Origin of the sequence: Phaeobacter sp. CAU 1743, assembly GCF_039839315.1 — a bacterium.
Classification (GTDB): domain Bacteria; phylum Pseudomonadota; class Alphaproteobacteria; order Rhodobacterales; family Rhodobacteraceae; genus Phycobacter; species Phycobacter gallaeciensis_A.
The window spans coordinates 35,259-49,860 of sequence record NZ_JBDOQR010000024.1 but is presented as its reverse complement, the minus strand read 5'-3'; the positions used below and the strand labels follow the sequence as shown (position 1 = coordinate 49,860).

Sequence of the window (14,602 nt, the reverse complement as noted above, 5' to 3'; positions counted from 1 at the left end):
TGGGAGATTTGAACAAAAGAACAAGGGGGGTGATCCCCCGGCATTCTTTGGGAAGGAAAGCGGAATGTATAATTTCGAGTTTGAAAAACCTGCCTCCATTGCCGACGCGGTTGCCGCGCTGGCAGAGGAAGACGCGCAGGCGCTGGGCGGTGGCCAGACCCTGCTGCCGACCATGAAACAGCGGCTGGCGATGCCGTCGAAACTGGTCTCGCTTGCTGGGATTGGTGAAATGCAGGGCGTCTGCCGCGAAGATGATGGCAGTCTGGCAATCGGCGGCGCCACCACCCATGCCACCGTTGCCTCCGAGGCCGCAGCGCATTATCCCGCGCTGGCCGAGCTGGCCAGCCATATTGGCGATCCCGCCGTGCGCAACCGGGGCACCATCGGCGGCTCGCTTGCCAATAACGATCCGGCGGCCTGCTATCCGGCAGCGGTTCTGGGCAGCGGCGCAACCGTGATCACCAATGCCCGCGAAATCGCGGCGGATGATTATTTCGACGGTCTTTTCACCACCGCGTTGGAAGAGGGTGAGATCATCACCGGCGTGCGGTTCCCGGTGCCAGAGGCCGCGAACTATCAGAAGTTCGTGCAGCCTGCCTCGCGCTTTGCCCTGGTGGGGGTTTTTGTCGCCAAATACGCGGACGGGGTGCGGGTTGCCGTCACCGGCGCCTCAGAAGAGGGTGTGTTCCGCTGGAGCGAAGCTGAGCAGGCACTGGGCAAGGAATTCCGCCCCGACGCTCTGACGGATCTGCGCATCAACCCGGCCAACATGATGGGCGATATCCACGGCACCAAGGAATACCGTGCCCATCTTGTCGGTGTCCTGACCAAACGCGCCGTGGCCGCCGCCGCAGGCTGAGACACTGGTACAGAACAGCAATGGGGCCTCGCAGCACTGCGGGGCCCTTTTTCATGCGGGTACCTGTGGTCAGGCGGGTTTGCGCGCCACGAAATCGATGAGGGCGGACATGCCGCTATGGCCGCGTCCCTCCTGCACCTCCCGCTCATAGGCGCGGTTCTCCAGGATGTCCCAGCCTACGAAATCAGCGGCCAGCTGATCCTCGGTGTACATATTCTCGGCAAAGGGCGGCCCGCCGGTGCCGAACTCAAGCTGTTTCGGCGTATAGCCATGCAGCAGCAGCACACCGCCGGGTTTCAGGCTGCGTTTCATGCCTTCGAATTGCGCCTTGCGATCCTTGGGGCCGACGAACTGGATGAAGATGCCGACCACCAGATCATAGGCATCCTCAGGCCAGTCATGGGTGAGGATATCAACGTTTTGGAAATCCACCGTGACGCCACGCTCTGCCGCCAGAGCACGGGCGCGGGCAATGGCGGTGGGGGCGAACTCATAGGCGGTCGTCTCAAGCCCCCGCTGCGCCATGTAGACGGAATTGCGCCCCTCGCCATCGGCCACCGACAGGGCCGTCTGGCCCGGCGTCAGATAGGCGGCATATTCGGTCAGGAACCGGGCTGGTTCGGTCCCGAACACATAGTCATCGGAGTTTGCAAATCGTTCTTCCCACATGTCGGCTCGTCCTGATCGCATGGCTGTTTATCAGGGGCGACAATGACAACGCCCCCGGCGCAGTCAAGCACCGGGGGCGGAATAGAAAGGCGGAATTCAGCCAGTCAGAGGCCGGTCCGTCAGGGCCGCAAGATCATTTCTGCGGCAGCGGGCCGATCATCATGATCATCTGACGGCCTTCCATCTTCGGCATGTTTTCGATCTTGCCGATGTCCTTGACGTCTTCGGCCACACGCTCCAGCAGCTCACGGCCGAGGTTCTGGTGCGCCATTTCGCGGCCGCGGAAACGCAGGGTGATCTTCACCTTGTCACCGTTTTCAAGGAATTTGAAAACGTTGCGCATTTTCACGCTGTAGTCATTGGTGTCCGTGTTCGGGCGGAACTTGACCTCTTTGACCTCGATGATCTTCTGCTTTTTACGGGCTTCGCTTTCGCGTTTCTGTTGCTCGTATTTGAACTTGCCGAAGTCCATGATCTTGCAGACCGGCGGATTGGCGTTCGGCGAGATCTCCACAAGGTCCAGACCCGCTTCCGCTGCCATCTCCATTGCCTTGGCCGGATGGACAACGCCAACGTTCTCCCCTTCGGCGCCAATCAGGCGGATTTCGGGGGCGCGGATTTTTTCGTTCGTGCGCGGGCCGGTATCACGAGGCGGCGGCGCGTTATGAGGTCTGCGGGCTATGGGTTCAATCCTTTGATGGTTGCCGATTTTCGAGCATGAAATCTAAACCGGGGCGCGGCGTCTTTCAAGCGGGAACCGATGCGGGCGCCCGTGAAAAAAGGCGATTGTCATTGCAGAATGGGCGCAAGCCTCCCGCAGTCGGGCCTGCGGGCAGGTAGGCACCGGCGCCCGGCGGGCAGGGCGGCAGCCAGCCCGGCCTGGTCTGCATCGATTCGGAGGGAGCGGCCGTCAGGGGGAAAGCGCTCCCGGCCCGGGTGCCGGCAATGCCCCGCCAATCCGCCGGGATCCTGTCGGCGGCGGCTGGCCGATGACGCGTCCGGCGATTTTTGCCCCTTGTGGCGGGGGCTGCGGGACGTCAGCTAGCCGGTATCGAATGTCGCAAGAACACGCGCCGGAGCCTCTGCTGCGATGCAGGCCCTGGCCACAACAAAGGAGAGACATCATGAAACCGGTTATTGTTGCCGTAGCAGCCGGGGTGGTGGCGATTGGCGCTTACTATGCCTTTTCCGTCCAGACCGAAGACAGCGTGATCAGCAACGCGCCGACCAACACGGACGCCCCCGCAGCCGTGACAGAGCCTGCACCTGAGGCAGAACCTGCACCGGTGGTCGAGGAGACCAGCGAGAGCGAAGCGCCGAAAACCACGGCAGAGCAGATGGAAGAGGCCGCCGAAGCGGTCGAGCGCGCGGTCGAGGAGACCGTCGAAGGGGCCGCCGCCGAGGCAGAGGCTGCCTTGGAAAGCGCCAAAGAGACGGCAGAGACAGCAGCCGGAGCGGCAGCGGATGCGGCAGAGGGCGTCGCTCAGCAGGCAGATGAGGCTGTCCGTGAGGCTGTAGAAAGCGCAACGCAAGCTGTGACAGACACGGCGGGGAGTGCCGCTGATCCCGCAGCGGAACAGGCTGCCGATCAGGCAATGTCAGAGGCGCTGACGCTGGAAGGCTTTGATTACGAAACGGTCACCACGATGATCGCCGACTCGGATCTGTCACAGACCCAGAAAACCGTTCTGACCTCGGCGCTGGATGCGGCAAAGGACAGCCCGGCGATGCTGAAGGCGGCGCTGGATCAGGTAAAGGCCGCGCTGAACCTGTAACCTCTGCGCCCCGTCACAGGTGCGGGGTACCCGCTGTTTCAAAAGAAAAGCCGCGCCGCCCGTATCAGGGTGGCGCGGCCTTTCTGAATCTGGCCATTGGCGGCTTGCGTCAGGCGTGTTGGCTTAGTCGAGGAAAGCCTTTTCCACCACGTATTGCGCGGGCTTGGAATTGGCGCCTTCTTCAAGGCCCGCCGCTTCCAGCATGTCCTTCAGTTCCAGGTTGAAGGCCAGGTTGCCGCAGATCATCGCCCGGTCGCTCTCGGGGTTGAGCGGCTCAACGCCCAGATCCTTGTAGGCCTCGCCCGAGTTGATCAGGTCGGTGATCCGGCCCATCTTGGCGCTCTCTTCCCGGGTGGTGGTGGGGTAGTATTTGATCTTCTTCCAGAAGCCCTCACCAATCACCTCATTCAGCAGCTCGTCGTCCTTCAGGCTTTCGATCAGTTCCCGGCCATAGGTCAGCTCGCCTGCGGTGCGGCAGGTGTGGGTGATGATCACCTCGTCGTAATCCTCGTAGGTCTGCGGCTCGCGCAGCAGCGAGGCGAAGGGCGCAAAGCCGGTGCCGGTGGCGAAGAACCAGATGCGTTTGCCGGGCAGCAGGGCGTCATGCACCAGGGTGCCGACGGGCTTGGGCCGCAGGATGATCTGATCGCCTTCTTTGATGTGCTGTAGTTTCGAGGTCAGCGGACCGTCCTGCACCTTGATCGAGTAGAACTCCAGCTCTTCGTCCCATGAGGGCGAGGCGATGGAATAGGCACGCAGCAGTGGCTTTTGCTTGCCGGTCTTGGGATCGGGGTCGCCCATCAGGCCGATCATCACGAACTCGCCCGAGCGGAAGCGCAGCGACGCAGGCCGCGATACCCGGAAGGAAAACAGGCGGTCTGTCCAGTGCTTGACCGCGGTCACGGTCTGGGCGTCCGGCAGGGTCGGGGTCGCCTTGGCGGGCTTAGCTTCGGAGGCAGTGTCGGTCACGGCGGTCATCTCGTTCATCGGTTTCACTGCCGGTCTGGTAGACCGGCACCTCTGATTAATCGTTGATTCAGGTCAGGAAAAGCTTTGTTTTTCCCGAATTGCGGTTTGTGGGGGTGTCTGACGCGAGATCAGGCCCGTCTCAGCGGGCGGCCCGGCCGCGTCCCAGACGTGCCTGATAGTCGTGCGCCTGCCAGTTTGCCCGGGCCAGCCACTGGTCCTCGGGCTGACGGGCGGCCAGATCGTCGTCGATCTCGACCTCGTCAAAGCCGCTGCGCCGCGCCATGGCATATTGATCCGCCAGCACGTGACCATAGGCCCGGAGCCGCCCGGTATAACCCATCTGCCGCAATTGCCGCGCCAGGGTGAAACCGCGACCATCGGCAAAGCTGGGGAAATGAATACGGATCATCTCGCAGCCGGGGATGCGGTTCGACAAGGGAGCCAGATCCGCATCGGGCTGCAGGTCCAGCGCGTTTTCACCCTCGTAGCCGGCCTGCCAGCTGTCGGGGCCAAATCCGGTGTCGGTCACAATTACAGTCATTTGGGGTCAGCTCCTCTGCGGGTGAGTTTGCCATCCACGATGTGGATGCCGCATTCTTCCTTGTTCTGATCGCGCCAGCGTCCGGCGCGGGGGTCTTCGCCTTCAGCCACCTTCGAGGTGCAGGGGGCGCAACCGATCGACGGGTAGCCCTGCGCCACCAGCGGATGGCGCGGCAGGCGGTTTTCTTCCATGTAGGCGCGCACGTCCTCGGGCGCCCAATGGGCCAGCGGGTTCACCTTGATGCGTCCGGTGCCGTCCTCGACCTCGAAAAAGTCGAGCGCGGCGCGGCTGCCGGACTGGAACCGTTTGCGTCCGGTGATCCAGCCATCATAGCCCGACAGTGCGTTTTGCAGCGGCACGGTCTTGCGCAGGTGGCAGCAGGCGTCGGTGTCCGAGAACCGCAAGGCGCCATAGGGGTCCTTTTCGGCGATATCCTCGGCGCGGATGACCTGCACGTTGCGCAGGCCGAGGCGCTCGCTCACCTCCTGCTGATAGACCAGCGTTTCGGTGAACAGCAGCTCGGTATCCACGAACAGTACCGGCACGGCGGGGTCGATCACTGCCGCCATATGCAGCAGCACAACCGATTCAGCGCCAAAGCTGGAAACCAGGGCGATCTGCCCGGCATCCTGCAGGGCGCCCTGCATCACGGCGGTGGCTGAATGATGCCGGTAGCGGGCATTCAGCATCTCCACCTTTTCCGCCAGGGCGGTGTCCGGTGCAGCCCCATTGGGGCTGCTCTCTGCGAGCTTCAGCATCGCTCTAGGCCACCTTTTTGCGGGCTTCGGGATAAAGCACGGCTTTGAACGGTTCCATGCCGGCGCGGCGGTAGGTCTCGATGAAGGTCTCACCTTCATCGGTCCGCAGTTCCAGATAGGCGCCGATCAGACGCTCGACCGCCGGAACGATCTCGTCATAGGCGAAACCGGGGCCGGTGCGGGTTCCGATGGCCGCCGTTTCGGTGGCATCGCCGCCAAGGGTGATCTGGTAGTTCTCTACCCCGGCCCGATCCAGACCCAGAATGCCGATGTGGCCCACGTGGTGGTGGCCGCAGGCATTGATGCAGCCCGAGATCTTGATCTGCAGGTGGCCCACGTCGTGCTCCAGCTTCAGCTCTTCGAACCGGGTTGCGATATCCTGCGCAACCGGGATCGAGCGGGCGGTGGCCAAGGCGCAATAGTCCATGCCGGGGCAGGCGATGATATCCGAGATCAGGCCAATGTTGGCGGTCGCAAGGCCGACCTCTTTCAGGCGGGCGTGGATCGCGGGCAGGTCCGATTTCAGAACATGCGGCAGGATCACGTTCTGCTGGTGGCTGATGCGCAGCTCGTCATAGCCGAATTCCTGCGCCAGATCCGCCATCACGCGCATCTGCTCGGCAGTGGCATCGCCGGGGGTGGCGCCATGCGCCTTGACCGAGATGGTGACGATGGCGTGGTCTTCGTTGCGGTGCGCCGACAGGTTGGTGTCGGCCCAGGCGCGGAACACCGGATCACTGTCATAGGCCGCATCATAGGCCGCAGTGTCGCCGCTGCGCAGGGCGGGGGGCGTGAAATGCGCCTTGATCTCTTCCAGCAGCTCCTGATCGGCGCCGTTGAACTGGGCGCGGCGCTCGATAAAGCGTTCTTCGACCAGGGCACGGATCTTGTCGATGCCGTTTTCCTGCACGGTGATCTTGATCCGGGCCTTGTACTTGTTGTCGCGCCGACCCAGCAGGTTGTAGACGCTCAGCACCGCCTCAAGATAGGGCAGCAGGTCCGCCTTGGGCAGGAACTCCCGCAGCACCTTGCCGATCATTGGCGTACGGCCAAGGCCACCACCCACGATCACCTCGAATCCGGTCTCGCCTTCGCGGGAGACCATGCGCAGCCCGATGTCATGGGCGCGGGTCACGGCGCGGTCCTCTTCGGCGCCAGTCACCGCGATCTTGAACTTGCGGCCCAGGAACTGGAATTCCGGGTGGTCGGTGGACCATTGCCGGATCAATTCGGCATAGGGGCGCGGATCTTCCAGCTCCCCCTTGGCGGCGGCGGCAAAGTGATCCGAGGTCACGTTGCGTACGGTGTTGCCCGAGGTCTGGATCGCGTGCAGGCCCACTTCGGCCAGCGCGTCCAGCATGTCCGGCACGTCCTTCAGGGTCGGCCAGTTGTACTGGATGTTCTGACGGGTGGTGAAATGGCCATAGCCCTTGTCCCACTTTTCGGCCAATAGCGCGAGCTGGCGCATCTGGGCGCTGCTGAGCGTGCCATAGGGGATTGCAACCCGCAGCATATAGGCGTGCAGCTGCAGATACAGCCCGTTCATCAGGCGCAGGGGTTTGAACTCGTCCTCGGTCAGGCTGCCGTCGATGCGGCGCTCTACCTGGGCACGGAACTGGGCGTTGCGTTCAGCCAGAAAAGCGGCGTCAAAGTCGTTATACTTATACATTGGAGAGAGCCTCCTGTTTGCCATGGGCGTAGTTCGAGGGACCGGTGCGGCGGAATTCTTCGCGGAAGTGGACGGGTTCAGGGCCATCCGCGCCGGGTTTGGCATCGGTCAGGTAGATGCCGACAACGTTGAGGGCATCGCGTTCGGCGGCCAGCAAGCGCAGCTGCGCCTCGGCCTCGTCGGTGATCAGCTCGGCCTCGCTCAGCGAGCGGCTCCAGCTGTCCTTGGCGGTGTAATAGATCACGTCGCCCTCAAGGAGGTCATTCGCGGTGATCACTTTGGGCGTAAAGGGACGGGGCATCAGGCGAGCTCCATATTCAGATCGGAGGTAAGGTCAGAGGCGAGGTCGGGCAGGGCGGCGATGCTTTGACGCGGCGCCAGCCCGAGGAAGGTGAGGGCCGGGCCGGACAGACCTGCCGCAGCCAGATCGGCAGGCAGCCGGTCCAGCGTTGTTTCCAGAACGCGCTGGTTGGCGCGGGAGGCATGTTCGACGATGGTCACCGGCGTGGCCCGGTCCGCGCCGTGCATGATCAAACGGCCCTGCACGAAACGCGCGGACTTCTTGCCCATATAGATCGCGGCCACCTCACCGGGGCGCGCCAGGGCGGTCCAGTCGTGATCGGCAAAACCGCGCATGTCGTGCCCGGTGAGGAACCGGACCGAGGAATTGCGCCCGCGTTGCGTCAGGCTCTGACCGATGGCGGCGACAGCAGCAGAGGCGGCGGTGATGCCGGGCAGGATCTGATAGCCGATCCCGGCAGCGTCGCAGGCGGACAGCTCTTCGTCGAGGCGGCCAAAGACGGTGGGATCGCCGGATTTGAGCCGCAGCACCTTGCGGCCCGCACGGGCATGGGCCACCAGACGGTCACAGATCTCCTCTTGCGACATGGAGGGGCCAAAGCCCTCCTTGCCGACATCCTCCAGCGCGATACCGGGGGCGGCAAGGGCCATGATCTCGGGGCTGACCAGACGGTCGAACAGGATCACATCCGCGGCCTGCATCGCTTTCAGCACCTTCAGAGTCAGCAGATCGGGATCGCCCGGACCAGAGCCGGCAAAGGCAACCTGACCCGGCGCGGGGCAGCACATGCCATCTGCGCGCTGAGAGCTGGCAGAGGGAATGATCGGGGCAAAACTGGACATGTGGCGCCTCATTTCTGGTGTTTGACTTGACCCTCAATATAGGAAATATTCCCATTTGAGCGCCATACGTCCGCCCAAATAAGGACATCTGTTCCACGTGGTTCGGGGCTTGGTGACCAAGGTTTCGATGCAGAGGGAAAATTAGAATGACAGTGCGGATTGATGCCACGGATCGGAAAATCCTGGCGGAGCTGCAACGCGACGCCAGCCAGTCGCTGGACGAAATCGCCAAGCAGGTGGGCAGCTCAAAGACCCCGGTCTGGAATCGCATCCGCAAACTGCGCGAGGCCGGGGTGATTGGCCGCCAGACCGTGATCCTGGACGCCGAGGCGCTGGGGTTTGAGGCTTGTTTCTTTGTGCTGATCCGCACTTCGGAGCACGAGGCGGAATGGCAGGCATCCTTCCTGCAGGCGCTGCGCGACCGCCCCGAGGTACAGGAGGCGCACCGGCTGGCAGGCGATATCGATTACATCCTGAAGGTGCGCGTGAAGAACGCGCGGGCCTATGACAAATTCTATCAGGCGCTGATTTCAGAGGTGCGGGTGCACAATGTGACCGCGCTTCTGTCGATGGAGGAAATCAAATCGACCACGCTGCTGCCGCTGGAGCCAGCGGAGTAGGGGAAAGTGGGGGGGCGGCGCCGGGTGGCGCCGACCATCAGCGGCTCACCATCAAACGGGTGAGGCCATGGAAGTGGTAGCTGTCTGAATACTTGGGCTTTTCTGCCAGACGCAGATCGGGGCAGCGCTGGAACAGGATGGGCAGCGCGATGCGCATTTCCAGCCGTGCCAGCGGCGCGCCGACGCAGAAATGCAGTCCGCCCCCAAAGGACGTGTTGGTCTTGGCCGGGCGGCTGGGGTTAAAGACCTCTGGATCATCAAGCACTGCCGGGTCGCGGTTGGCCGCGCCCAGAAGCAGCGCCACCTGATCGCCGCGCTGGAAGGTATGGCCGAAGACCTCGGCCTCTTCATAGGCATAGCGGGTGAACATATGCAGTGGCGGATCATAGCGCAGGATTTCCTCGACCAGTTGGTCGATCCCGTCCTCGGCCAGCCAGGCCGGATCCCAGCCCTGTTCCAGCATCGTCTTCACCCCGTTGCCAAGGGCGTGCACTGTTGCTTCGTGCCCCGCGTTCAGCAGCAGGATGCAGGTGCCGATCAGCTCATCCGTGGTCAGGCTGTCCCCGGCCTCCTTGGCGGCAATCAGGCGGGTGATCAGATCATCCTGCGGATCGCTGCGGCGTTGATCGATATAGCTGCGCAGATAATCGGAAAAGGCGGCAGATGCCCCGGCTGCGGAATGCTCCGTCTCCTCCGTGCGCCCGGCCTGATACATGGCCACCATCCGGTGCGACCAATCCAGAAGCTGCGGCGCCATCCCTTCGGGCACACCGAGCAGGCGGCAGATGGTCACGATCGGAACCCGCGTGCAATAAGCCTGCAACAGATCAAAGGGCTGATCCGGAAAGGCATCGATCAGATCGTTGCACAGCTGCGCGATATCCGCCTCCAGCGCGGTAATCGCGCGCGAGGTAAAGGCCCGCATCACCAGTTTGCGCAGACGCGTGTGGCGTGGCGGTTCGGCCTCCAGCAGCGAATGCGCCTCGACGGCCAGGAACGGCGCCAGGTGGGCAGGGCCGGGCGTGGCCATTTCGGCGGGGATTTCCCTTCCGAAGCGGCGGTCCCGCAGCAGCATGTGAACGGCCGATTTACGAAAGGCTGCCACCATGCCGTAGTCCTGCCAATAGTGCAGGGCGCCCGCGTCGCGGGCCTTGGCGTAAAACGGATAGGGATCTTGCACAAAGGCCGGATCGGTCGGGGATTGCTGCAGTGTTTTCATGCGGCGACTTTTGCCATGGCGGCTGGTCAATGCAAGGTGAGTTTCATAGTCTGATAGCCATGAGGCAGTATCAATGATCAAACAAACCATGTGGCAGCGCTGGGGACTTTTGCTGGGATTTGCATGTGCAGTCGCAGGGCTTGCGGCTGCGGTCTGGATCTATGGCTACCGGCAGGCGCTGGACTCGCTGGCAGAGCGCAGCGCGGCGGATTTGGCACTCGCGTCAGACCGCGTCAGCACGCAGTTGCAGATCTATCAGGAACTGGCGGTTCTGACGGCGGATCATCCGGTACTGGACGGGCTGGATACGGCGGCGGGGCAGCAGGAGGCTGCCCGGCGCCTGCGCGAAGTCGCAGACAAGACCGCGGCACTGGATGTTTTCTACGCGGACCGTTCGGGGCGGGTTCTGGCCTTTGCCGAAGGGGTCGCCGGAGGCTCGGTGGCCGATCAACCCTACTTCAAACGTGCCATGCAGGGCGCGCTTGGCACCGGTCACGCGGTGCTGCTGCCCGAGGGGCGGCGGGCCTATTTCTATGCCGCACCCAGTTTCGCACCCGGCGGCGGTGTGTTGGGGGCGCTTGTGGTCGTGGCCGATGTGCAGGATGTGGAGCAGACCTGGCGCGGCTCCTTGCCTGCGGTCTTCTTCACCAACCGCAACGAAGAGGTGTTTATCGCAAACCGGCCGGAATTGCTGTTCTGGCGCCGGACCGAACGGCTGCCGGGCAGCGCGGCCGAGGGAGGCGATCCGGTTTCCTTCGCGGTCGAAAACCACGGCGGGCATGAGGTTTGGGAGCTGTCCGGCAGTTCCTACCTGCCGCAGCAGGCGCTGCACCTGACGGTGGACCTGCCGGTCATCGGTATGCGTGGAGAGATTCTGGTGGATGTCGCCCCGGCGCGGCGCATCGCGGCCTTGCAGGCGGCGGCGCTGACGGCGGTGTGTCTTGCATTCGGCACGCTACTGTTCCTCGCGACCGAGCGGCGCCGAACCCTGGCCCGGGCCAATGTCATTCTGGAAACCCGGGTCGAGGCCCGCACCCAGGCCCTACAGGTGATCAACACCCAGCTGCGCCGCGAGGTGCACGAACGACAAGAGGCCGAAGCGGCGCTGAAACAGGCGCAGGAAGATCTGGTTCAGGCTGGGAAACTCTCGGCGCTGGGGCAGATGTCTGCGGGCATCAGTCACGAGCTGAACCAGCCGCTGATGGCCATTCAGCAATATGCCGAAAACGGCGCCGCCTTCCTGGAGCGGGAAAAGCCCGAGCGGGCGGCGGAAAATCTGACCCGGATTTCCAGTATGGCCGAGCGCATGGCGCGGATCATCAAGAACCTGCGGGCCTTTGCCCGCAACGAAAGCGAACCGATGGCGCGGGTTGATCTGGTGCAGGTGATCAATGCGGCGGTGGAACTGACTACGGCGCGGCTGGAAACGGACCATGTGGCGCTCCATTGGGCAGCGCCATCCGGTCCGGTCTACGCCTGGGGCGGCGAGGTGCGGCTGACGCAGGTTTTTGTAAACCTGATCAATAACGCCGCCGACGCCATGATGGAGCAGGACCAGCGGGCGATCCGCATCGCGCTGGAATGGCCGTCACAGCAAACTGGCGCGCGGTTGCGCGTTCATGTCCGTGACATCGGCCCGGGCATCAAGGAGCCGGAAAAGATGTTTGAACCCTTCTATTCTACCAAGGCGGTGGGCAGCGCCGAGGGGCTTGGCCTTGGGCTGTCGATCTCTTACGGGTTGGTGCAAAGTTTCGGCGGCCACATCCGCGGATGCAACAGCAGCGATGGTGCGGTCTTTACCGTCGAACTTGACCCCTGGAGCGAGGAAGAAGCTGCATGACCCGGCGGGTACTGCTCGTGGATGATGACGCGGCGGTGCGCGAGGCGCTGTCGCAGACGCTTGAGCTGAACGACCTGGAGGCGGTGACAGCTGGCTCTTTCGTGGCGGCCAAGGATCTGATCACTCCCGAATTCGATGGCGTGATCCTGTCGGACATTCGCATGCCGGGGCGGGACGGGTTTCATCTTTTGACCTATGCGCATGAGATCGACGCCGAACTGCCGGTTATCCTGCTGACCGGCGAAGGCGACATTCCGATGGCCGTGCGAGCGATGTCCGAGGGCGCCTTTGATTTTCTGGAGAAACCCTGCGCTCCGGGGGATCTTCTTTCGGTGCTGGAGCGGGCGCGCAAGACCCGGGCACTGGTGCTGGAAAACAGACGCCTGAAGCGCCAGCTGGAGGCGGGCGATCCGGCGGCGCGGATGCTTTTCGGCACCTCCCCGCAGGCAGAGCAGCTCAGGACGCGGGTGCGCGCAGTGGCGCCCACCGGAGCCGAGGTTCTGGTGACAGGTCCGGCGGGCAGTGGCGTTTCCAAGGTCGCCGAAGTCATCCACCTGATGTCGCCGCGGGCGCAGGGCGCCTTCGTCAAACGGCCCGCCGCCGGGATGACCATCGAAGCCTTTGATGCGCTGTGCCAGGATGCGGCGGGCGGGTCGTTGTTTCTGGATGAAATCCCGGCCATGGCCGACGCGGTGCAATACGCGGTTCTGGAACGGCTGGAGCAGGGCGTCGCCGCCCGGGTGATCGCAGGGACCACCAGCGATCTGGCGCAGCTTGCCACCAGCGGTGCCTTCAATGCTGACCTGTTTTATCGCCTGGATGGCATGCGGGTGCGCATTCCATCGCTGGCTGAACGGCCCGAGGATATCCCGGTTCTGTTTCGTCATTACGTGGCCCAGGCGGCAGAGCAGGCGGGCATCGCAGCGCCCGAGATCAGCCAGGAGCATCTGGCCATGCTTATGGCGCAGGACTGGCCTGGCAATGCCCGCTCGCTGATGTCGGCGGCCATGCGGTTTGTGCTTGGCATGCCCGAGGAAGTCTCGGTCGGCTCTGGTCTGGGGCTGGCGGAACAGATGGCGCAAGTTGAGCGGTCCTTGCTGATCGCGGCGCTGGGGCGCCAGAACGGGCGCGCTTCTGCGGCGGCGGCGGCGCTGAAGCTGCCGCGCAAGACCTTTTACGACAAACTGGCCCGATATGGCATCCGCCCCGAGGACTATCGCCGCGCCTCAGATGCGTGATTCCAGCGGTTGAAAAGACGGCGTTACGGCTGTGCGAAAATCCGCACACCTCGCGCTGATCCCTGTGCGGGTTTTCGCACAGCCTATAATTGAGGCACCTGTGCCTGGGAACTGGGCGCCACGCATCTGTCTGAAAAGTTTATAAAAAAATCAAAATCACCCGAATCGCGACTCAATTCTTGAGCGGGGCAGTGCGATTCGCGATCCTTTCCGCGGGGCTTGTGCACCGCGCACAGGCTATGGAGAGAAATCTGGGAGGACTATTATGAAGTTCCTGACTGCTACCGCCGCCGCTCTGGCGATGACCGTATCCGCTGGCGCCGTTCAGGCGGCCTGTGACGAAGGCGAGATCGTCGTCAAGTTCAGCCACGTCACCAACACCGACAAGCACCCCAAGGGGATTGCCGCGACGCTGCTGGAAAAGCGTGTCAACGAAGAGATGAACGGCACCATGTGCCTTGAGGTCTATCCGAACTCGACCCTCTACAATGACAACAAGGTGCTTGAAGCGATGTTGCAGGGCGACGTGCAGCTGGCCGCGCCGTCGCTGTCCAAGTTCGAGAAATTCACCAAACAGTTCCGCCTGTTCGACCTGCCGTTCATGTTCAAGAACATCGATGCGGTTGACGCCTTCCAGGCGTCCGACAACGGTCAGGCGATGCTGGATTCGATGCAGCGCCGCGGCCTGCAGGGCCTGGCTTACTGGCACAATGGCATGAAGCAGATGTCGGCCAACAAACCGCTGGTCGAACCGACCGACGCCAATGGTCTGAAGTTCCGCGTGCAGTCCTCGGACGTGCTGGTGGCGCAGATGGAAGCGATCGGTGGCAGCCCGCAGAAAATGGCCTTCTCCGAAGTCTACGGCGCTCTGCAGCAGGGTGTTGTCGATGGTCAGGAAAACACCTGGTCCAACATCTACGGCAAGAAGTTCTTCGAAGTGCAGGACGGGATCACCGAAACCAACCACGGCATCATCGACTATCTGGTGGTGACCTCGGTGGACTGGCTGGACAGCCTGGAGCCGGAAGTACGCGACCAGTTCCTGACCATCCTGTCGGAAGTGACCGAAGCGCGGAACTCTGAATCGGCCAAGGTCAACGCAGCAGCCAAGCAGGCGATCATTGATGCCGGTGGCACCGTGCGTCAGCTTTCGGCCGAGCAGCGCCAGTCCTGGGTCGACACCATGAAACCCGTCTGGGCGCAGTTCGCCGGTGACGTGGGTCAGGACAAGATCGACGCCGCACAGGCGATCAACGCAGGCTTCTGATAGCCGCAACCCGGGGCGCGCCATCCAAGGATGTG

15 protein-coding genes are annotated in these 14,602 nt (G+C 63.0%); 6 read left to right on the top strand and 9 right to left on the bottom strand.

Going from position 1 to position 14,602, the window contains the following annotated elements:
- Window positions 1-64 precede the first annotated feature (64 nt).
- Entirely contained in the window at window positions 65-859 is a 795-nt protein-coding gene (locus AAFO90_RS11320; RefSeq protein ID WP_065273188.1) for a xanthine dehydrogenase family protein subunit M, read from the top strand.
- A gap of 69 nt (window positions 860-928) precedes the next feature.
- Here the strand turns inward: AAFO90_RS11320 and AAFO90_RS11315 are convergent, their stop codons facing one another.
- Window positions 929-1,528, bottom strand: a complete 600-nt coding sequence (locus AAFO90_RS11315) for a class I SAM-dependent methyltransferase (protein WP_347509481.1) — start codon at window positions 1,526-1,528, stop codon at window positions 929-931.
- A 133-nt stretch (window positions 1,529-1,661) separates the two neighbouring features.
- Window positions 1,662-2,210, bottom strand: a complete 549-nt coding sequence (gene infC / locus AAFO90_RS11310) for a translation initiation factor IF-3 (RefSeq protein ID WP_082996119.1) — start codon at window positions 2,208-2,210, stop codon at window positions 1,662-1,664.
- Window positions 2,211-2,652: 442 nt separating this feature from the next.
- Here infC and AAFO90_RS11305 point away from each other — a divergent pair, with 442 nt between their 5' ends.
- Entirely contained in the window at window positions 2,653-3,303 is a 651-nt protein-coding gene (locus AAFO90_RS11305) for a hypothetical protein (RefSeq protein WP_347509480.1), read from the top strand.
- Window positions 3,304-3,426: 123 nt separating this feature from the next.
- On the opposite strand, the gene AAFO90_RS11300 is transcribed toward AAFO90_RS11305, so the two are convergent.
- The 6 genes from AAFO90_RS11300 to cobA form a co-directional block, all read right to left on the bottom strand.
- Window positions 3,427-4,290, bottom strand: a complete 864-nt coding sequence (locus tag AAFO90_RS11300; RefSeq protein WP_065273192.1) for a ferredoxin--NADP reductase — start codon at window positions 4,288-4,290, stop codon at window positions 3,427-3,429.
- Window positions 4,291-4,411: 121 nt separating this feature from the next.
- A complete protein-coding gene (locus tag AAFO90_RS11295) occupies window positions 4,412-4,813 on the bottom strand; it encodes a DUF934 domain-containing protein (protein ID WP_065273193.1) in 402 nt (133 codons plus the stop codon).
- Window positions 4,810-5,571 carry a phosphoadenylyl-sulfate reductase gene (locus tag AAFO90_RS11290; protein ID WP_347509479.1) on the bottom strand — a complete coding sequence of 254 codons (762 nt, stop codon included), beginning with the start codon at window positions 5,569-5,571 and terminating at the stop codon, window positions 4,810-4,812. The genes AAFO90_RS11295 and AAFO90_RS11290 overlap by 4 nt, the downstream gene beginning before the upstream one ends.
- Before the next feature lie 4 nt (window positions 5,572-5,575).
- Window positions 5,576-7,240, bottom strand: a complete 1,665-nt coding sequence (locus tag AAFO90_RS11285; protein ID WP_347509478.1) for a nitrite/sulfite reductase — start codon at window positions 7,238-7,240, stop codon at window positions 5,576-5,578.
- The gene (locus AAFO90_RS11280) at window positions 7,233-7,541 is read right to left on the bottom strand and encodes a DUF2849 domain-containing protein (RefSeq protein WP_274831886.1); all 309 of its coding nucleotides are present in this window, start codon (window positions 7,539-7,541) and stop codon (window positions 7,233-7,235) included. The genes AAFO90_RS11285 and AAFO90_RS11280 overlap by 8 nt, the downstream gene beginning before the upstream one ends.
- Window positions 7,541-8,329, bottom strand: a complete 789-nt coding sequence (gene cobA, locus AAFO90_RS11275; protein WP_274868227.1) for a uroporphyrinogen-III C-methyltransferase — start codon at window positions 8,327-8,329, stop codon at window positions 7,541-7,543. Before cobA ends, AAFO90_RS11280 begins: the two co-directional genes overlap by 1 nt.
- A 200-nt stretch (window positions 8,330-8,529) precedes the next feature.
- On the opposite strand from cobA, the gene AAFO90_RS11270 reads away from it, so the two are divergent.
- Window positions 8,530-9,003 (top strand): Lrp/AsnC family transcriptional regulator, encoded by a 474-nt coding sequence (locus AAFO90_RS11270; RefSeq protein WP_065273197.1) that lies wholly within the window; start codon window positions 8,530-8,532, stop codon window positions 9,001-9,003.
- Window positions 9,004-9,040: 37 nt separating this feature from the next.
- On the opposite strand, the gene AAFO90_RS11265 is transcribed toward AAFO90_RS11270, so the two are convergent.
- Window positions 9,041-10,222: a cytochrome P450 gene (locus AAFO90_RS11265; RefSeq protein ID WP_347509477.1), complete on the bottom strand. Its 1,182-nt coding sequence runs from the start codon at window positions 10,220-10,222 to the stop codon at window positions 9,041-9,043.
- Window positions 10,223-10,295: 73 nt separating this feature from the next.
- Here AAFO90_RS11265 and AAFO90_RS11260 point away from each other — a divergent pair, with 73 nt between their 5' ends.
- From AAFO90_RS11260 to AAFO90_RS11250, 3 genes are all read left to right on the top strand, one after another.
- Window positions 10,296-12,062: an ATP-binding protein gene (locus tag AAFO90_RS11260; protein ID WP_347509476.1), complete on the top strand. Its 1,767-nt coding sequence runs from the start codon at window positions 10,296-10,298 to the stop codon at window positions 12,060-12,062.
- Entirely contained in the window at window positions 12,059-13,300 is a 1,242-nt protein-coding gene (locus tag AAFO90_RS11255; protein WP_065273200.1) for a sigma-54 dependent transcriptional regulator, read from the top strand. The genes AAFO90_RS11260 and AAFO90_RS11255 overlap by 4 nt, the downstream gene beginning before the upstream one ends.
- A gap of 265 nt (window positions 13,301-13,565) precedes the next feature.
- Window positions 13,566-14,567, top strand: a complete 1,002-nt coding sequence (locus tag AAFO90_RS11250; protein ID WP_065273201.1) for a DctP family TRAP transporter solute-binding subunit — start codon at window positions 13,566-13,568, stop codon at window positions 14,565-14,567.
- Window positions 14,568-14,602: the final 35 nt, after the last annotated feature.